Origin of the sequence: Auraticoccus cholistanensis (assembly GCF_009742705.1) — a bacterium.
Taxonomy (GTDB): domain Bacteria; phylum Actinomycetota; class Actinomycetes; order Propionibacteriales; family Propionibacteriaceae; genus Auraticoccus; species Auraticoccus cholistanensis.
The window spans coordinates 370141-387151 of sequence record NZ_WPCU01000010.1 but is presented as its reverse complement, the minus strand read 5'-3'; the positions used below and the strand labels follow the sequence as shown (position 1 = coordinate 387151).

At 73.6% G+C, this 17011-nt stretch carries 19 protein-coding genes and 1 pseudogene; 11 read left to right on the top strand and 9 right to left on the bottom strand.

The window, feature by feature from the left end; all coding sequences use genetic code 11:
- The 4 genes from GC722_RS17885 to GC722_RS15335 form a co-directional block, all read right to left on the bottom strand.
- Window positions 1-557 (bottom strand): biotin/lipoyl-containing protein (locus tag GC722_RS17885; protein WP_331714927.1); only part of this gene is annotated, 557 nt, incomplete at its 3' end.
- 129 nt (window positions 558-686) lie between these two features.
- A complete protein-coding gene (gene lpdA, locus GC722_RS15345; RefSeq protein ID WP_156611568.1) occupies window positions 687-2090 on the bottom strand; it encodes a dihydrolipoyl dehydrogenase in 1404 nt (467 codons plus the stop codon).
- A 52-nt stretch (window positions 2091-2142) separates the two neighbouring features.
- The gene (locus tag GC722_RS15340) at window positions 2143-2841 is read right to left on the bottom strand and encodes a CE1759 family FMN reductase (RefSeq protein ID WP_156611566.1); all 699 of its coding nucleotides are present in this window, start codon (window positions 2839-2841) and stop codon (window positions 2143-2145) included.
- Window positions 2838-4007 carry an LLM class flavin-dependent oxidoreductase gene (locus GC722_RS15335; protein ID WP_156611564.1) on the bottom strand — a complete coding sequence of 390 codons (1170 nt, stop codon included), beginning with the start codon at window positions 4005-4007 and terminating at the stop codon, window positions 2838-2840. The genes GC722_RS15340 and GC722_RS15335 overlap by 4 nt, the downstream gene beginning before the upstream one ends.
- Before the next feature lie 117 nt (window positions 4008-4124).
- Here GC722_RS15335 and GC722_RS15330 point away from each other — a divergent pair, with 117 nt between their 5' ends.
- Window positions 4125-4481, top strand: coding sequence for a VOC family protein (locus GC722_RS15330; RefSeq protein WP_156611562.1), 357 nt, complete (start codon window positions 4125-4127; stop codon window positions 4479-4481).
- Between the two features lie 67 nt (window positions 4482-4548).
- Window positions 4549-4884 (top strand): hypothetical protein, encoded by a 336-nt coding sequence (locus GC722_RS15325; protein ID WP_331714926.1) that lies wholly within the window; start codon window positions 4549-4551, stop codon window positions 4882-4884.
- 25 nt (window positions 4885-4909) lie between these two features.
- Here the strand turns inward: GC722_RS15325 and GC722_RS15320 are convergent.
- Window positions 4910-6368 (bottom strand): annotated as a pseudogene (locus tag GC722_RS15320) (leucyl aminopeptidase); the annotation flags it as partial.
- Window positions 6369-6507: 139 nt separating this feature from the next.
- Between GC722_RS15320 and gcvT the strand changes: the two are divergent.
- Both gcvT and GC722_RS15310 read left to right on the top strand, forming a co-directional pair.
- Window positions 6508-7653, top strand: a complete 1146-nt coding sequence (gene gcvT / locus GC722_RS15315; protein ID WP_156611560.1) for a glycine cleavage system aminomethyltransferase GcvT — start codon at window positions 6508-6510, stop codon at window positions 7651-7653.
- Window positions 7654-7694: 41 nt separating this feature from the next.
- Window positions 7695-8105 (top strand): hypothetical protein, encoded by a 411-nt coding sequence (locus tag GC722_RS15310; protein ID WP_156611558.1) that lies wholly within the window; start codon window positions 7695-7697, stop codon window positions 8103-8105.
- 7 nt (window positions 8106-8112) lie between these two features.
- Here the strand turns inward: GC722_RS15310 and GC722_RS15305 are convergent, their stop codons facing one another.
- The 3 genes from GC722_RS15305 to GC722_RS18620 are packed head-to-tail and all read right to left on the bottom strand — an operon-like array spanning window position 8113 to window position 10099.
- On the bottom strand, window positions 8113-8343 hold the full coding sequence (locus GC722_RS15305; protein WP_156611556.1) for a hypothetical protein: 231 nt from the start codon (window positions 8341-8343) through the stop codon (window positions 8113-8115).
- Window positions 8344-8347: 4 nt separating this feature from the next.
- Window positions 8348-9358, bottom strand: coding sequence for an aldo/keto reductase family protein (locus GC722_RS15300; RefSeq protein ID WP_156611553.1), 1011 nt, complete (start codon window positions 9356-9358; stop codon window positions 8348-8350).
- A 57-nt stretch (window positions 9359-9415) separates the two neighbouring features.
- Window positions 9416-10099: a DUF3043 domain-containing protein gene (locus tag GC722_RS18620; protein ID WP_156611551.1), complete on the bottom strand. Its 684-nt coding sequence runs from the start codon at window positions 10097-10099 to the stop codon at window positions 9416-9418.
- Window positions 10100-10285: 186 nt separating this feature from the next.
- Between GC722_RS18620 and GC722_RS15290 the strand changes: the two genes are divergently transcribed.
- Together GC722_RS15290 and pspAA are read left to right on the top strand one after the other, a co-directional pair.
- Window positions 10286-11116: a PspA/IM30 family protein gene (locus GC722_RS15290; protein ID WP_156611549.1), complete on the top strand. Its 831-nt coding sequence runs from the start codon at window positions 10286-10288 to the stop codon at window positions 11114-11116.
- Window positions 11113-11403 (top strand): PspA-associated protein PspAA, encoded by a 291-nt coding sequence (gene pspAA, locus GC722_RS15285; protein ID WP_156611547.1) that lies wholly within the window; start codon window positions 11113-11115, stop codon window positions 11401-11403. Before GC722_RS15290 ends, pspAA begins: the two co-directional genes overlap by 4 nt.
- A gap of 13 nt (window positions 11404-11416) precedes the next feature.
- Here the strand turns inward: pspAA and GC722_RS15280 are convergent, their stop codons facing one another.
- Window positions 11417-11953 (bottom strand): YbaK/EbsC family protein, encoded by a 537-nt coding sequence (locus tag GC722_RS15280; RefSeq protein ID WP_331714924.1) that lies wholly within the window; start codon window positions 11951-11953, stop codon window positions 11417-11419.
- 59 nt (window positions 11954-12012) lie between these two features.
- Here GC722_RS15280 and GC722_RS15275 point away from each other — a divergent pair, with 59 nt between their 5' ends.
- The 5 genes from GC722_RS15275 to GC722_RS15255 all read left to right on the top strand — a co-directional run bounded on the left by GC722_RS15275 (window position 12013) and on the right by GC722_RS15255 (window position 16966).
- Window positions 12013-13047 carry a glycerate kinase gene (locus GC722_RS15275; protein WP_156611544.1) on the top strand — a complete coding sequence of 345 codons (1035 nt, stop codon included), beginning with the start codon at window positions 12013-12015 and terminating at the stop codon, window positions 13045-13047.
- 103 nt (window positions 13048-13150) lie between these two features.
- On the top strand, window positions 13151-13516 hold the full coding sequence (locus GC722_RS15270) for a HesB/IscA family protein (protein ID WP_156611542.1): 366 nt from the start codon (window positions 13151-13153) through the stop codon (window positions 13514-13516).
- A 134-nt stretch (window positions 13517-13650) separates the two neighbouring features.
- The gene (gene ctaC, locus GC722_RS15265) at window positions 13651-14571 is read left to right on the top strand and encodes an aa3-type cytochrome oxidase subunit II (protein ID WP_331714923.1); all 921 of its coding nucleotides are present in this window, start codon (window positions 13651-13653) and stop codon (window positions 14569-14571) included.
- Window positions 14568-16370 carry an aa3-type cytochrome oxidase subunit I gene (ctaD, locus tag GC722_RS15260; RefSeq protein WP_156611541.1) on the top strand — a complete coding sequence of 601 codons (1803 nt, stop codon included), beginning with the start codon at window positions 14568-14570 and terminating at the stop codon, window positions 16368-16370. The genes ctaC and ctaD overlap by 4 nt, the downstream gene beginning before the upstream one ends.
- Window positions 16367-16966, top strand: a complete 600-nt coding sequence (locus GC722_RS15255) for a cytochrome c oxidase subunit 4 (RefSeq protein ID WP_231747893.1) — start codon at window positions 16367-16369, stop codon at window positions 16964-16966. Before ctaD ends, GC722_RS15255 begins: the two co-directional genes overlap by 4 nt.
- The last annotated feature ends 45 nt before the right edge of the window (window positions 16967-17011 follow it).

Sequence of the window (17011 nt, the reverse complement as noted above, 5' to 3'; positions counted from 1 at the left end):
GAGACCTCGAGCAGCGCCTCGTCGGCCTCGACGGTGTCGCCGACGGCCTTGAGCCAACGGGAGACGGTGCCCTCGGTGACGCTCTCACCCAGGGCGGGCAGCTCGACGTTGGTGCCGCGGCTGCCGGCGGAGCTGCCGGACGGCTGCGGGGCGGGCTGCTCGGCCGGCTCCTGCGACCGACCCGACTGCTCCGACTCCTCGGCCTGGGCGGAGTCCGCAGGCGCCTCGGTGCTGGACTCCTGGCCCGGGGAGGTGCTCTCGGCCAGGTCGGGCTGCTGCTCGGCCGGCTGCGGGGAGCTGCCGGAGTCGCCGGACTCCGACGGGTCGCCGATGATGGCCAGCACCGCGCCGACCTCGACCGTCTCGTCCTCGGCCACCTTGATCTCGAGCAGGGTGCCGGAGACCGGCGAGGGGATCTCGGTGTCGACCTTGTCGGTGGACACCTCCAGCAGTGCCTCGTCGGCCTCGACGGTGTCGCCCACCTCCTTCAGCCAGCGGGAGACGGTGCCTTCGGTGACGCTCTCGCCCAGGGCGGGGAGCTCTACTGACGTCGACATGATCTGGTTGGACCCCTTCGGAGCTCGACTTCGTTCACCGCACCGGGGTCGCTGGGCGACGTCGGCGCGCTTCGGGCGTCAGCCTATCGCCACGGCGACGCGGCGCCCGCCATCGGTGAGCCGGTGCGGTCAGCCGTGCACGTGCAGCGGCTTGCCGGCCAGCGCCAGGTGGGCCTCGCCGAGGGCCTCGGACTGGGTGGGGTGGGGGTGCACCAGCGCGGCCACCTCCTGCGGCCAGGCCTCCCAGCCGACGACCAGCTGGGCCTCGGCCACCAGCTCGCCGACCCGGGAGCCGACCATGTGGACGCCCACCACCGGCCCGTCCACGACGCGGACCACCTGCACGAAGCCGGAGGTCTGCAGGATCTGCGAGCGGCCGTTGCCGGCCAGGTCGTAGCGCAGCGTGGTGACCTCGCCGTGGCGCTCCTCGGCCTGCGCGGTGGTGAGGCCGACCGAGGCGACCTCGGGGTCGCTGTAGGTGATGCGGGGCAGCGAGCTCTCCTCGGCCAGCGTCGGGGCCGGCGCCAGCCCGCGGCGGTGCGCGACCTCCTCGGCCACGAAGATGCCGTGGCCGAACCCGCGGTGGGCCAGCTGGAGCCCGGCGACCACGTCACCGACCGCCCAGACCCCGGGCACCGAGGTGGCCAGCCGCTCGTCCACCGCGACGAAGCCGCGGTCCAGGGCCAGCCCGATCTCGTCGGCGCCGATGTCGTCGGTCACCGGACCGCGACCGACGGCGACCAGCAGCACGTCGGCCTCGACGGGCGCGGCGCCGGCCACGGCGACCTCCACGCCACCGTCGGTGGTGCGCACGCCGGTCACGGGCTGGCCGAGCAGCAGCTGGATGCCGCGCTTGCCGAAGGCCCGCTGCAGGGCCGCGCTGGACTCGGGCTGCTCGGCCGGCAGCAGCCGGTCGAGCGCCTCCACCACGGTCACCTCCACGCCCAGCGAGCGCCAGGCCGAGGCGAACTCGCAGCCGATCACGCCGCCGCCGAGCACCACGGCCCGGCGGGGGAGCTCGTCGAGCCGCAGCGCGTGGTCGCTGGTCAGCACGCGCTCACCGTCGACCTCGATCCCGGGCAGCGTGCGGGGGCGGGAACCGGTGGCGACCACCACGGCGTCCCCGCGCAGCAGCCGGTCGCCGGCGCGCACGGCCGGCTCCCCGTCGACCAGCTCCAGGCGGCCGTAGGCGGGCACGACCTCGATGCCCCGGGCCCGCACGAGCCCGCCGAGGCCCCGGTGCAGGCGTCCCACCACGCCGTCGGCGTAGGAGCGCAGGGCGGGGACGTCCACGCCGTCGAGGCTGCTGCGGATGCCGAAGCGCGAGCCGTGGCGGGCCGCGTCGGCCACCTCGGCGGCGTGCAGCCAGGCCTTGGTCGGGATGCAGCCGCGGTGCAGGCAGGTGCCGCCGAGCTCGGCGGCCTCGACCAGCACCACGGACAGCCCCAGCTCGGCGGCCCGCAGCGCGCAGGCGTAGCCGCCGCTGCCTCCTCCGAGGACGACGAGGTCGGAGCGGTCGGGGTCTGCGGTCATGGCCTGCATCCTGTCAGGCGCCGGCCGTGGCCCGGGACCCGTGGACCGGGGGTCACCCCCGGCCCGCGAGCAGCTGCTCGAAGGGGGTCAGCCCCGGGGAGGCGGCGGTCGGCTCGGCGGCGGGCGCCGGGGCGGGCAGCCGGACCAGGGCCGCCAGCTCGGCGCCGGCCCGGTCGACCCGCGCCGCCAGGTCGGCGCCGCTCCCGACGTCGACCCGGGCAGAGCCCGACCCGAAGTCACCCCGGGCGGAGCCCGACCCGAAGTCTCCCCGGGCGGAGCCCGATCCGAAATCACCCGTCGCCGCCACCACGCCGGTGGGGACGACGAGCGCGCGCAGGTAGCCGAACAGCGGCCGCATCGCCTGGTCCAGGGCGAGCGAGTGCCGCGCCGAGCCGGCGGTGGCCCCCAGCAGCACCGGGGTGCCGGCCAGCACCTGCGGCGGCAGCAGGTCGACGAAGGTCTTGAACAGCCCCGAGTACGAGGCGGCGAAGACCGGCGTCACGGCGATCACGGCGTCGGCGGCGGCCAGCGAGTTGTGCACCCGCTCCAGCTGCTCGCCGGGCACGCCGGTGAGCAGCTGGTCGGTCATCTCGTGGGCGAGCTCGCGCAGCTCGACGACCTCGACCACCACCTCGTCCCCGGCCTCGGACAGCGCCCGGCGGGCGGCCTCGGTCAGCCGGTCGGCCAGCAGCCGGGTCGACGAGGGCACCGACAGGCCGGCGGACACCACGACCAGCGAGCGGGTGGTCATCGGGCACCTCCTGCCGCGGCGGCGGCGGTCTCGTCGGGGACGGTCGGGGTCTGGGCCCGCAGGTGGGGCCGGACGTGGGCGTTCGCGTGCTCCTCGCCGGCGGCGAGCAGGCTGGCGTGGGTCGGCGGGTCCGACGGCACGTGCGCCGGGCGGCGGGCCTCCATCTCGCGCCGCAGCACCGGCACCACCCGCTCGCCCAGCAGGTCGAGCTGCTCCAGCACCGTCTTCAGCGGCAGGCCGGCGTGGTCCATCAGGAACAGCTGGCGCTGGTAGTGGCCGGCGTAGTCGACGAAGCCGAGGGTGCGCTCGACGACCTGGTCGGGGCTGCCCACGGTGAGCGGCGTCTGGCGGCTGAACTCCTCCAGCGACGGCCCGCCGCCGTAGACCGGGGCGTGGTCGAAGTAGGGCCGGAACTCCGCGACGGCGTCCTGGCTGTTCTCGCGCATGAAGACCTGGCCGCCCAGGCCGACGACGGCCGTGTCGGCGGGGCCGTGGCCGTAGGACTCGTAGCGCTGCCGGTAGAGCTCCACCATCTGCCGGGTGTGGCTGGCCGGCCAGAAGATGTTGTTGTGGAAGAAGCCGTCGCCGTAGAAGGCGGCCTGCTCGGCGATCTCGGGGCTGCGGATCGAGCCGTGCCAGACGAACGGCGGCACGCCGTCCAGCGGGCGCGGCGTCGAGCTGAAGCCCTGCAGCGGGGTGCGGAAGCGCCCCTCCCAGTCCACGACGTCCTCGCGCCAGAGCCGGCGCAGCAGGTCGTAGTTCTCCAGCGCCAGGTCGATGCCGCGGCGGATGTCCTTGCCGAACCAGGGGTAGACCGGGCCGGTGTTGCCGCGGCCCATCATCAGGTCGACGCGACCCTGGCTGAGGTGCTGCAGCATGGCGTAGTCCTCGGCGATCTTGACCGGGTCGTTGGTCGTGATCAGCGTGGTGGCGGTGGACAGCTGCAGCCGCTCGGTGCGGGCGGCGATCCAGCCCAGCATGGTGGTGGGGGAGGAGGGCACGAAGGGGTGGTTGTGGTGCTCGCCGGTGGCGAAGACGTCCAGGCCGACCTCCTCGGCCTTGAGGGCGATGGTGATCATCGCCTGGATCCGCTCGGCCTCGCTCGGCGTGCGCCCGGTGGTGGGGTCGGGTGTCACGTCGCCGACGCTGAAGATGCCGAACTGCATGGCGAGCTCCTGTTCTTGTTGACGGTTCAATCATCCTGTCCAACGCCGCCCGCCCGCTGCTATTCCCCGGTGGCTCACACGGGCACGCACGGCGCGGCGCTGGGCTAGCGTGCCCCCATGGCCATCGCCCGGTTCCCGACGACCGTCATCGACTGCGCCGACGCCGACGCGCTCGCCCGCTTCTACGGCGAGCTGCTCGGCTGGGAGGTCCACGTCTCGGACGGCTGGACCGAGGTGCGTGCGGACTACGGGCAGAGCATCTGCTTCCAGCCGGTCGAGGGGTACGTGCCGCCCCGGTGGCCGTCGCAGACCGTGCCCCAGCAGATGCACCTCGACGTGGTGGTGGACGACCTCGACACCGCGGAGGCCGCGGTCCTCGCCCTGGGGGCGCAGAAGGCCGAGCACCAGCCGGGGGAGACGTTCCGGGTGTTCCTCGACCCCGCCGGGCACCCCTTCTGCCTCTGCCTGTCCTGACCGGGCGCCGCCGCCCCGGGGAGCCGGCTGCTCCCGCCGGGGTGGCGCAGGTGGTCATAATGGCGCCGTGGGCTTCCTCTCCAGAATCCGCGGCCGGTCGGGGCGCCAGGGCACCCGGTCGACGGGCGGCACCGCGCCGATCAGCGACGGCGCCACCCGGCACCTGACCGAGTTCGCCACCACCCGCCGCGGGGTGGAGGCCTGGGTCGAGCCGGCCACCGCCGTCACCGGGCCGACCCTGCTGCTGGTCGCCCACGACGGGGAGTGGACGCGCCGCAGCATCCCCTCCGCCTCGTGGGGGCACTCGTTCGCCGAGCACCTGGGCATGCCCGGCTACGACGCCGGCGTGGTCGGCTACCCGCAGCGGATGCGCGACTGGAACTCCCGGCAGAAGGGCCGCTGAGGCTCCTCCCGCCGGGAGCGCCGTCTCAGGCCAGCGAGCGGGCGACCTCGACCAGGGTGCGCACCGCGACCCCGGTGCCGCCCTCGGGCACGTGGCCCCAGGCCGAGCCGCTGTTGAACGCCGGGCCGGCGATGTCCAGGTGCGCCCACGGCGTGCCCTCGGGCACGAAGTTCTCCAGGAAGGCGGCGGCGCTCATCGCCCCGCCCAGACGCCCGCCGCCCGACTTCACGTCGGCCACCTTGGAGTCCAGGTCGTCGCGGAACTGGTCGGTCAGCGGCAGCGGCCAGAACTCCTCGCCGCTGACCTCCGCGGCGTCCAGGACGCGCTCGGTGGCGGCCTCGTCGTTGGTCATCACGCCCGCGATCCGGTCACCGAGGGCCACCATGCAGGCACCGGTCAGGGTGGCCACGTCGATCACCAGGTCGGGCCGGTCGGCGTGCGAGCGGGCCAGCGCGTCCGCCATCACCAGCCGCCCCTCGGCGTCGGAGTTGACGTTCTCGACCGTCTTGCCGCCGTGGATGGTCAGCACGTCCGAGGGCCGGTAGGCGCTCCCCGAGGGCAGGTTCTCGGCCATGGCGGCGTAGGTGGTGACCTGCACGGGCAGGCCGAGGTCGGCGATCGCCCGGGTGGCGGCCAGCACGGCGGCCGCACCCGCCATGTCGCACTTCATCGTGTACATGCTGTCGCCGGGCTTGAGGTTGAGACCGCCGGAGTCGAAGGTGATGCCCTTGCCGACGAGCACCAGGTGCGCGCGGGCGCCGCGCGGGCGGTAGGCCAGCCGGACCAGCCGGGGGCCGCGCGCGGAGCCGCCGCCCACAGCCAGCAGGCCGCCGTAGCCGCCCTCGGCCAGGTCGGCCTCGTCCAGCACCTCCACCGACAGCTTGCTGCCGCGGGCCAGCGTGCGCGCCTCCTCGGCGAAGGTCTCGGGGTAGAGCAGGTTGGGCGGCAGGTTCACCCAGTGCCGCGCGACGAGCACCGCGGCGCAGGTGGCGGCGACCTCCTCGGCCAGCTGCTTCGCCCCCCGGCCCAGGTCGGCCACCACGGCGACGGAGCGGACGGCCGCCGGCGCCGGCTCGCCGGAGGTCAGCGGCTGGTGGCGGTAGCTGCCCAGCAGCGCCCCCTCGGCCGCGGCCCGGGCCGTCTCGGGGTCGGTGGTGCCCAGCGACACCACCACCGCGGCCCCGCCGTCGAGGGCGAGGCCGGCGACCGCGCGGAGGGCGCTGCCGGCGGCGCGCCGCACCACCTCGGGGGTGGTGGCCGCGGCCTTGCCCAGACCGACGACGGCCACCCGGTCAGCAGAGCGCGGGCCGGGGAGCAGCACGACGTGGCCGACCTTGGTCTTCGCGCCGACCTGCAGCGCCGTGGCGAGCGAGAGCTCCTTGCCGGCACCGACAAGCTTGGGGCCGCTCCCGCCCTCGACCAGACCGACCACGACGACGTCGGTCGACCGGGGCAGCGAGGAGGTGAAGGTCAGGGCGGGTGCGGTCGGACGGGACACGGAGGCTCCTTCTGGTCGGGTGCGCAGGTGCTCAGGCTAGCGCCGGGCCCGCTCCGCCACGGGTGCGGTAGCGTCGCCGGGACCGGCAGGCGTGCCGGCAGCACCCAGGCGAGGAGGAGCACACGATGGACGCGTCCGCCGACGGGCTGAGGACCTCCCCGCTGCACGCCGAGCACGAGCGGCTGCGGGCCAGGTTCGCCGGCTTCGGCGGCTGGTCGATGCCGCTGGAGTACGCCGGCGGCGGTGTGCTGGCCGAGCACGCGGCGGTGCGCGGCCAGGTCGGCGTCTTCGACGTCTCCCACCTGGGCAAGGTCCGGGTCACCGGGCCGGGCGCGGCCGCGTTCGTCAACGACTGCCTGACCAACGACCTGGACCGCATCGGCGCCGGGCAGGCCCAGTACACGCTGCTGTGCACCGAGGAGGGCGGGGTCGTCGACGACCTGATCGCCTACCGCTACGGCGACGACGACGTCTTCCTGGTGCCCAACGCCTCCAACGCCCCGGCGGTGGTGGCGGTGCTGGCCGGGGCCGCCCCGGCGGGGGTGGAGGTGCGCGACCAGCACGCCGAGCTCGCGGTGGTCGCCGTCCAGGGCCCGCGCTCGGACGAGGTGCTGAGCGCCGCCGGGCTGCCGGCGGGGCACCCCTACATGAGCTTCGTCACCGCGGAACTGGACACCGCCGGACTGGACGACGTGCAGGGGCCGGCGGGCGTCCGGGTGAGCGTGTGCCGCACCGGCTACACCGGGGAACGCGGCTACGAGCTCGTGGTCCCCGCCGAGGCGGCGGTCGCGGTGTGGCGGGCGGTGCTGGCGGCGGGGGAGCCGTACGGCATCCAGCCGGCGGGGCTGGGGGCGCGCGACACCCTGCGCACCGAGATGGGCTACCCGCTGCACGGCCAGGACATCTCCCTCGACGTCACCCCGGTGCAGGCCGGGCTGGGCTGGGCCGTCGGCTGGCAGAAGCCCCGGTTCCGCGGCCGGGAGGCGCTGCTGGCCGAGAAGCAGGCCGGCCCGGCCCGGCGGCTGCGGGGGCTGCGGGCCCGGGGCCGGGGGATCCCGCGCCCGGGGATGGTGCTGGTGGACGGCGACCGTCCGATCGGCACGGTCACCTCCGGCACCTTCAGCCCCACCCTGCGGACCGGGATCGCCCTCGCGCTCGTCGAGGCCGGGGTGCCGCTGGGCGCCGAGGTGGAGGTCCAGGTGCGCTCCCGCCGCGAGGTCTTCGAGGTCGTCCGCCCGCCCTTCGTGCAGCCGGGGGTGCGCGAGGGCTGACCCGTGCTGCGGCCGGCGGCGCGGGGGCGCAGACTGGTGCCGTGCACTGGTGGGCGCGGCGTCGTCGCCGCCACGTCGCCCGGGTGGCTGCCGGGGACCTGTGGGGTGCCCTCGACGAGGACCTGCTGGCCGACATCGCCCTGGAGTTCGAGCGCCAGCGCCGCGCCCTGCTGCTCGAGCGGCTGCAGGTGCTGCAGCGGCGCAGGGTGCCGCTGCGGGTGCTCCGCGCCGCCCCGGTGGCCGGCACGGTGCGGCTCGGCTTCGCCGACGGCACCGCGCTGCTGGTGCGGGCCGAGGGTCGCGGGGACGCCCTGGCCGCGGCCCTGCTGCTGCGCCGCCAGGCGGTGCGGGTGGGCCGGCACTGGGTGGACGTCCAGGGCCCCGTGGCCCGGCTCTGCTGGGTCGGTCAGAGCCTCGACGTCCGGGTGCTGGGTCTGGACCAGCCCGACTGAGCCGCGCTCAGCCGGACAGGCTCATCGGCCCGTAGACCACCCGGTCCCCCTCCACCAGCGTCACCTCGACCACGCCGAGGTCGGCCAGCTCCGGCCAGGCCTCACCCAGCCAGGCCTCGGCCTCGGCCTGGGTGGGGAACCGGGTGGCGAAGCCGGCCTGCCGGTAGGCAGCCGCGGCGTCGGGGCGGCCGGGGGCGAAGCCGGGCGACCAGTGCCAGCCGCCGGTCGATCCGTCCACCGGCTCAGCTGAGGCGCTCGCGGGGAGATGCCTGCCCGACGACGGACCCGTCGCGCTGGACGGCCTCACCGAGCACCTCGTCGATCCGCTGCATGGTCTCCGGCGAGAGCCGGTGGCCGGCGGCGGCGACGTTGTCGGCCAGCTGCTCGGGCCGCGAGGCGCCCACGATGGCGCTGGCGACGTTCTCGTTCTGCAGCACCCAGGCGATGGCCAGCTGCGCCATGGTCAGCCCCTCGGCCTCGGCCAGCGGGAGCAGCTGCTGCACCCGGGCGAGCACGTCCTCGTCCTCGACCAGCCGCCGGATGAACTGCGAGCCCTGCGGGTCGGTGGCCCGCGACCCCTCCGGGACGGGCTGGCCGGGCCGGTACTTGCCGGTCAGCACGCCTTGCGCGATGGGGGAGAAGACGACCTGGCCGATGCCGAGCTCGAGGCTGGTCGGCACCACGTCGGGCTCGATCACCCGCCACAGCATGTTGTACTGCGGCTGGTTCGACACGAAGGGGATGTGCAGCTCGCGGGCCAGGCGGGCTCCCTCGCGGAGCTGGTCGGCCGTCCACTCGCTGACGCCGATGTAGAGCGCCTTGCCCTGCCGGACGACGTCGGCGAAGGCCTCCATCGTCTCCTCGAGCGGGGTGGCGTGGTCGTAGCGGTGGGCCTGGTAGAGGTCGACGTAGTCCGTCCCGAGCCGGCGCAGCGACCCCTCGACGGCCTCCAGGATGTGCTTGCGGGACAGCCCGGTGTCGTTGGGCCCCTTCGGGCCGGTGGGGAAGTAGACCTTGGTGAAGATCTCCAGCGACTCCCGCCGCTGCCCGGCGAGCGCGTCGCCGAGGATCTGCTCGGCCACCGTGTTGGCGTAGACGTCGGCGGTGTCGAAGGTGGTGATGCCCAGGTCCAGCGCGGCGTGCACGCAGGCGGTGGCCTGCTCGGCCTCCACCTGGGAGCCGTGGGTGACCCAGTTGCCGTAGCTGATGGCAGACACCTTGAGGCCGCTGCGGCCCAGGTGGCGGTACTCCATGGTGTGCTCCGTCGGGTGGGTGGGTGGGTCGGCCGTGGGTGGGTGGGAGGGTGCCGGTCAGTAGCTGTCGCCGCGCCGCACCCGCGGCTTGGGCAGGCGCATCCGCCGGATCTGGATGATCCGGTTCATGCCGTACATCTTCAGGCCCTTCTCCAGGGGGATGCGGCGCTCCTCGGCGATCCGCCGGAAGCCGCGCCACATCAGCACGAAGTCGCCGATCACCAGGGCCAGGAAGACGTACATGGCCACCGTCGAGGCGAGCACCATCTGGGGCAGGAAGGCCTGCAGGAAGGTCGACAGCACGATCAGCAGCAGCGCGGGCAGCAGCAGCTGACCCAGGCTGAAGCGGGCGTCGATGTGGTCGCGCAGCAGCACCTTGGCCGGGGTGGAGTCGCGGGCCGCCATCAGCTCCATCCGGGTGCGGCGGTTGGCCTCCGCGGCCCGGCGGCGGGCCTCCTTCTTGCTGATCGAGGGGTTCAGCCGCTCACGGCGGGCCGCCTCGGCCTCGCGCCGTGACGGGGTGGGGCGCGCCTTGGGGGTGGTGCGCACCCGGCCGGCGGGCTGCTCGCCCTCGGGCTGGGTGGGGGCGTCGGCGGGGACGTCGAGCGGCGACGAGCCGGAGCGGCCGGCCCGCGAGCGCGGCGGGGTGCGACCCGGCTCGGAGCCGCCGGCCGCCTGCTGGGTCGGCTCCTGCTCCGCACGCTGGGTGCCTTCGTGCTTGTAGGGGCGGAAGAGCGCCACGCCTCACCTCGTCGTCGACCGGGCCCCGAACCCCTCGGGGCAGGAGGTCATCCTCTCAGGGTCCACCCCCCATTTCCCAATCATGCCCCTGATTCCGCGCCCCGACGGGTGCCCGGCGGGCCTGCTGCGCCTACATTGGACGGCACGGGATCTCTTCGACGCGTCCAGGAAGGACCACCTGCACCGATGAGCGGCATCTTTCAGCGCCTGTCCACCATCTTCCGGGCCAAGGCCGACAAGGCCCTGGACCGGGTGGAGGATCCGCGCGAGACCCTCGACTACTCCTACCAGCGCCAGCTGGAGCTGCTGCAGAAGGTCCGCCGCGGCGTCGCCGACGTGGCCACCAGCCGCAAGCGCGTCGAGCTCCAGGCCACCCAGCTGAACACCCAGATGGAGAAGCTGTCCAGCCAGGCCCAGCGCGCCCTCGAAGCCGGCCGCGAGGACCTCGCCCGCGAGGCGCTGACCCGCAAGTCCGGGGTGGCGCAGCAGCTGGGCGACCTGCAGACCCAGCACGCCCAGCTGCAGGCCGAGGAGGAGAAGCTGGTGCGGGCCAGCCAGCGGCTGCAGGCCAAGGTGGACGCCTTCCGCACCCGCAAGGAGACGATCAAGGCCACCTACTCCGCCGCCGAGGCGCAGACCCGGATCAACGAGGCCTTCTCCGGCATCGGCGAGGAGATGGGCGACGTCGGCATGGCCATCCAGCGGGCCGAGGACAAGACGGCCGAGATGCAGGCCCGGGCCGGGGCGATGGACGAGCTGATCGCCAGCGGCGTGCTCGACGACGTGAGCACCGGTCCCAACGACGACATCACCCGCGAGCTGGACGCGCTCGCCTCCACCTCCCAGGTCGAGGACGAGCTGGCCCGGATGAAGGCCTCGCTGGGCACCGGGCGCGCCGCCGACGCGCCGGCCATCGAGAACCGGCCGGCGGCCGAGGCGCCCCAGCAGGGCTACCAGCCGCCGGCGTCCCAGGTCGCCGACGGCCAGCAGGCCCCCGGCCAGGGCGGGCTGCGATGATCGTCCGCATCCTCAACGAGGGTCAGTGGACGCTCGACGACGAGGCCTTCGCCGCCCTCAACGCCCACGACGAGGAGATCGAGTCCGCGGTCGAGAGCGGGGACGAGACCCGGCTGACGTCGGCGCTGACCGCGCTCCTGGACGAGGTGCGCCGCGTCGGCACGGTGGTGCCCGACGACTCGCTGGCCGACTCCGACCTGATCCTTCCCGACGCAGAGGCGACCCTCGCCGAGGTACGGGAGTGGCTGGCGGACAACACCTCCGGCGAAGGCCTCATCCCCGGCTGAGCCGGGGCCCGGCTCAGCCGGCCAGCGCCAGCTCCAGCACCGTGGTGGCGGGCAGCTCGCCCAGCACCCGTCCGGGCAGGAACAGCTTGGAGCGGCGCAGGCCCGAGCCGATCACCACCTCCGGCTCGGCGACCACGCCGGCGTCCATCAGCAGCGGCCACTCCGCCGGCAGCCCGATCGGGGTGATGCCGCCGTACTCCATACCCGAGGACGCGGTGGCCTCCTCGTGGGCGGTGAAGCTGATCTTGCGCACGTCCAGGTGGCGACGGACCACGTTGTTGATGTCGGCCCGCCGGCTGGCCTGCACCACCACGGCGGCCCGCCGCAGCTCCCCGGCCCGCTTCCCGGTCACCAGCACGCAGTTCGCCGAGGCGGCCAGCGGCAGGTCGTAGGCCCGGCAGAGCGCCTCGGTGTCGGCCAGCGCGGGGTCGATCTCGGCCACCTCGACCAGCCCGGACAGCTGCGGGTCCAGCTCGGCGAGGGCGCGGGCGGTCGGTCCGGCCAGCAGGTCGGGACGGCTCAGGGCGGGGAGTCGGTCGAAGTCGGTCACCGCTCCTTCTTACTAGACGGCTGCTCGACCCGGCCCGCCGGCGCTGCCAGGATGGCCGCGTGCGGGTACTGGTGGCGAGCGACGCGGTGGCCGAGCACCCGGCGACCCTGGTCGGGGAGACGGTGGCCCGCGCCTGGCTGGCCGCCGCCCCGGCCAGCCGGCTGGCGGTGGTGCCGCTGGCCGCGGGTGGCGAGGCGTGGGTGTCGGCGCTGGCCCGCGTCTGGGACGCCGACACCGAGGTGCTCGCCGCCGACGGCTCGGTGCTGCTGACCAGCCGCCGCGGTGCGGACGTGGCGCTGGCGGTCGCCGGACCGTCGGACGGGCAGGCCGGGGCGGAGGAGGGCTTCTGGGCCCGTCCGGGCAGCCACCCGCACGGCCGAGCCCTGGCCGCGGGGCTGGCCGGCGGAGCGCGCCGGGTGCTGCTGGACCTCACCACCTCCACCGCCCACGACGCCGGGGAGGGGCTGCTCGCCGAGCTCGGCGGGCTGGCCGCCGCCCGGGCGCGGACGTCCGGGGTCGAGCTGGTCGGGGTGGTGGCCGCCGAGGAGCTGGCCCAGCCGCTGCTCGGGCTGCGGGGGATCACCGCCCGCCGCGGCCACGCCGGTCCCACCGCCCCCGACCCCGGACGGCTGGTCGAGCTGGACGCCGCCCTGGAGCGGTTCGCCCGCGGGGTGGCCCCCGAGGCGGCCGACCTGCCCGGAGCGGGGGCTGCCGGCGGCTGCGGCTTCGCCGTGCTGGCCCTGGGCGGCCGGCTGGTGAGCGGGCCGCAGCTGCTGGCGGAGGAGAGCGGGCTGCCCGCCACCCTGGCCGCCGCCGACCTGGTGGTGACCGCCACCACCTCCCTCGACTTCGCCTCCCGCGGCGGTGCGGTGGTGCAGGCCGTGGCCGGCTGGGCGGGGGAGGCGCTGCGGCCCTGCGTGGTGCTGGCCGGGTCGGTGCAGATCGGGGCCCGCGAGATGCGGCTGATGGGGGTGGAGTCGGCCCACGCCCTGGGGCCGGTGCCGCTCGCCGGGCGTCCCGCGCGGGTGGACCTGGCCGCGCTGGGCGACCTCGTGGCGCGGGTGGCCCGGTCCTGGGACCGGACCGCGGGCTGAGCAGCGCGGTTGGGCTGGGTCGGTCGCGGTCGTAGACTCGGGAACACCATCGGACCGACGCGTGTTGGCCTGGGTGAAGCGACTCGACCGCTAGGGAGAACACATGACCTCAACTGACGTGAACGACGCCACCACCGCCACCCCGCAGGGTGTCCTCCTCACCGAGGGCGCGGCGGCCAAGGTCAAGGCCCTGCTGGCGGGTGCCGAGCGCGACGACCTGGCCCTGCGCATCGCCGTGCAGCCCGGTGGCTGCTCCGGTCTGCGCTACCAGCTGTTCTTCGACGAGCGCCAGCTCGACGGGGACGTGGTGGCCGACTTCTCGGGTGTGAACGTGGTCACGGACCGCATGAGCGCCCCCTACCTGATGGGCGCCACCATCGACTTCGTGGACACCATCGAGAAGCAGGGGTTCACCATCGACAACCCCAACGCGACGGGCTCCTGCGCCTGCGGCGACAGCTTCAACTGAGACCTCGGCCACGCCCCCGGACCCACCGGTCCGGGGGCGTTGTCGTTCTCCGATGTGCGTTAGGGTTGCCCCCTGATGGGAGGCTCTCCCCGCCGGCGCGCGGGGGCCGGGCCTGAGAACCGGAAGGGTGTGACGTGGGTTCGAGGAACACGGCTCGACGCCGGGCGGCGACCGCCCTGGTGGTGGCCGGCGGAGCGGCGCTGCTGAGCGGCTGCGCAGCCGAGGGTCCGGCGCTGTGGCAGTCGTTCGGGCTGCCGGCACCGGGCAGCGACAGGTCCGAGGCCGTGGGCGACTTCTGGGTCGGCAGCTGGATCGCCGCCCTGGCCGTCGGCGTGGTCGTCTGGGGCCTGATGGGCTACGCCGGGATCCGCTACCGCCGCAGGCGGAACGCGACCGGCAGCGACGCCCCCCGGCAGAGCCGCTACAACCTGCCGATGGAGATCCTCTACACCCTCACCCCGCTGCTGGTCATCGGTGTGCTGTTCGTCTTCACCGTGCAGACCCAGACCCAGGTGCTCGCCGGGTCCTGGTCGGGCGACCAGGCCACGGCCCAGGAGCAGGAGACCGAGCAGACCGACCGGGTCGTCGACGTGGTCGGGCAGAAGTGGCAGTGGACCTTCAACTACCGCGAGAGCCTGAGCCAGCCGGGCGGCACCGACGTCTACGAGATCGGCACCCTGAACTCCTCCCCGGACCTGTACCTGCCGGTCGGTGAGTCGGTGCGGTTCAACCTGAGCTCGCCGGACGTGATCCACAGCTTCTGGGTGCCGTCGTTCTACTTCAAGATGGACGTCATCCCCGGCAAGCCCAACAGCTTCGTGATGACCCCGAGCACCGAGGGCACCTACATCGGCAAGTGCGCCGAGCTCTGCGGGACCTACCACGCGGCGATGTACTTCCACGTCCACGTGGTCAGCGTCGAGGAGTACGAGCGGCACCTCGCCGAGCTCGAGGCCGCCGGCAACGTCGGCACCAGGTACGGCAGCCAGACCTACGTCGAGCCGCAGCTGGCGCCACAGGGCGGCGAGGCCGCCGGAGAGGGTGAGGGCGAATGAGCGTCGCCGAGCGGGTGGCCGGAGACGCCACCGTCGTCCCGGAGCGGGCGAGCCGTCGGCTGGGCACGGTGGTGTGGCGGTGCATGACCACCACCGACCACAAGCTGATCGGGAACATGTACTTCGTCGCGGCGATGATCTTCTTCGCCATCGGCGGTCTGCTCGCCCTCGGGATCCGGGCCGAGCTGGCCTTCCCCGGCCTGCAGTACCTGAACTACGACCAGTACAACCAGTTCTTCACCATGCACGGCACGATCATGCTGCTGTTCTTCGCGACGCCGATGTTCTCGGCGTTCGCGAACGCGATCATGCCGCTGCAGATCGGTGCGCCCGACGTCGCCTTCCCGCGGCTCAACGCGCTGTCCTTCTGGCTGTTCGTGATGGGTGGCGTGGTGGCCTGCTCCGGCTTCCTCACCCCTGACGGCAGCGCCGCCTTCGGCTGGACGGCCTACACCCCGCTGAGCGACGGCGTGCACTCCCCGGGGGTCGGCGCGGACCTGTGGATCGTCGGCCTGTACCTGAGCGGTCTGTCCTCGATCCTCGGCTCGGTCAACTTCATCACCACGATCCTGACCATGCGGGCCCCGGGCCAGACCATGTTCCGGATGCCGATCTTCACCTGGAACATCCTGGTGACCTCGATGCTCGCCATCATCGCCTTCCCCGTCCTGGGGGCCGGGCTGCTGGTGCTGCTGAGCGACCGCGTGCTGGGCAGCCACGTCTTCGACGCCGCCAACGGCGGCCCGCTGCTGTGGCAGCACCTGTTCTGGTTCTTCGGCCACCCCGAGGTCTACATCGTGGCGCTGCCGTTCTTCGGCATCATCACCGAGATCCTGCCGGTGTTCAGCCGCAAGCCGGTGTTCGGCTACGTCGGCCTGGTCGCCGCCACGCTGACCATCGGGGTGCTGTCGACGGCCGTGTGGGCCCACCACATGTTCGTCACCGGCGCGGTGAACCTGCCGTTCTTCTCCTTCATGACGTTCCTCATCGCGGTGCCCACCGGGGTGAAGTTCTTCAACTGGATCGGGACGCTGTGGGGAGGCTCCATCACCTTCGACACCCCGATGGTGTGGGCCTTCGGCTTCCTCACCACGTTCCTGTTCGGCGGCCTGACCGGCATCATCCTGGCGAGCCCGCCGCTGGACTTCCAGGTCTCGGACTCCTACTTCGTGGTGGCCCACTTCCACTACGTGCTGTTCGGCACGATCGTGTTCGCCACCTTCGCCGGCTTCTACTTCTGGTGGCCCAAGTTCACCGGGCGGATGCTGGACGAGCGGCTGGGCAAGATCCACTTCTGGCTGACCATGATCGGGTTCCACACCACCTTCCTGGTGCAGCACTGGCTGGGCTCGGACGGCATGACCCGCCGCTACGCCGACTACCTGCCCGAGGAGGGCTTCACCCTCCTGCACCAGGTGTCGACCTTCGGCGCGTTCATCACCGCGATCTCGTTCATCCCCTTCATCTGGAACGTGTGGGTGAGCCGCAACTCGCCCAAGGTCGTCGTCGACGACCCGTGGGGCTGGGGACGCTCGCTGGAGTGGGCCACCTCGTGCCCGCCGCCGCGGCACAACTTCGAGAAGCTGCCGCAGATCCGCTCCGACAGCCCGGCCTTCGACCTGCACCACCCCGACATCGCGCTCACCGAGTACGCCGCGGTGGGGGCCGACGCCGACGAGCTGATCGACGCCGGCGACGACCGGGGCCGGGTCGGCGAGCTCAAGAACCGGGTCCAGGGCACCTCGGCCGACACCGACCTGCCGGGTGCGGACTCCTACGCCAAGGGAGATGACCGATGAAGCTGTCCAAGCCGCTGGTGCCGGAGTCGGGCTTCTTCGGCGTGCTCGGCGTCGGCTACATCGTCTGGGCCGTGCTGCTGGCCACCGTGCTGGGCAGCAGCCGCGTCGACTGGCTGGGCGTGCTGGTGGCGGGGGTCTTCTCGCTGGCCATCGGCGTGGCCTTCCTCCGGCTGGGGCTGAAGGCGACGCGACGCCCGGCCATGCTGGCCGAGCTGCGCATCTTCGTGATGCTGGAGATGTTCTTCCTGGTCGTCACCCCGGTCTACTGGATGCTCTCCCACGAGATCACCGGGTCGGTCGCGCTGGTGCTCACCTTCGGGCTGTCGACCATGCTGATGGCCTACCTGCTGATCGGCGCGCTGCGTCACGACCCGCGGCCGGAGGACCGGCTGGAGGCCGACATCGTCGAGGGCGCCGGCGAGCTGGGCTTCTTCCCGCCCCGCAGCATCTGGCCGGTGGTCTGCGCGGTGATGGCCGCGGTGACGCTGCTCGGCCCGGTCTTCGGCTGGTGGCTGACGCTGCTCGGCATCGCCGGCTCGCTGTGGGCCATCTCCGGCTGGGTCTACCAGTACTACAAGGGCGACTACGCCCACTGAGGCGCGTCCGACGCCCCGCACACCGACCGCGAGCCCTCCGGGGCC

Bases quoted from the DNA above. Each gene is read 5' to 3' on its own strand.
- lpdA (WP_156611568.1), bottom strand. From the start codon at position 2,090: ATGACCGCAGACCCCGACCGCTCCGACCTCGTCGTCCTCGGAGGAGGC.
- GC722_RS15340 (WP_156611566.1), bottom strand. From the start codon at position 2,841: ATGACCACCCGCTCGCTGGTCGTGGTGTCCGCCGGCCTGTCGGTGCCC.
- GC722_RS15335 (WP_156611564.1), bottom strand. From the start codon at position 4,007: ATGCAGTTCGGCATCTTCAGCGTCGGCGACGTGACACCCGACCCCACC.
- GC722_RS15330 (WP_156611562.1), top strand. From the start codon at position 4,125: ATGGCCATCGCCCGGTTCCCGACGACCGTCATCGACTGCGCCGACGCC.
- gcvT (WP_156611560.1), top strand. From the start codon at position 6,508: ATGGACGCGTCCGCCGACGGGCTGAGGACCTCCCCGCTGCACGCCGAG.
- GC722_RS15300 (WP_156611553.1), bottom strand. From the start codon at position 9,358: ATGGAGTACCGCCACCTGGGCCGCAGCGGCCTCAAGGTGTCTGCCATC.
- GC722_RS15290 (WP_156611549.1), top strand. From the start codon at position 10,286: ATGAGCGGCATCTTTCAGCGCCTGTCCACCATCTTCCGGGCCAAGGCC.
- pspAA (WP_156611547.1), top strand. From the start codon at position 11,113: ATGATCGTCCGCATCCTCAACGAGGGTCAGTGGACGCTCGACGACGAG.
- GC722_RS15270 (WP_156611542.1), top strand. From the start codon at position 13,151: ATGACCTCAACTGACGTGAACGACGCCACCACCGCCACCCCGCAGGGT.
- ctaD (WP_156611541.1), top strand. From the start codon at position 14,568: ATGAGCGTCGCCGAGCGGGTGGCCGGAGACGCCACCGTCGTCCCGGAG.
- GC722_RS15255 (WP_231747893.1), top strand. From the start codon at position 16,367: ATGAAGCTGTCCAAGCCGCTGGTGCCGGAGTCGGGCTTCTTCGGCGTG.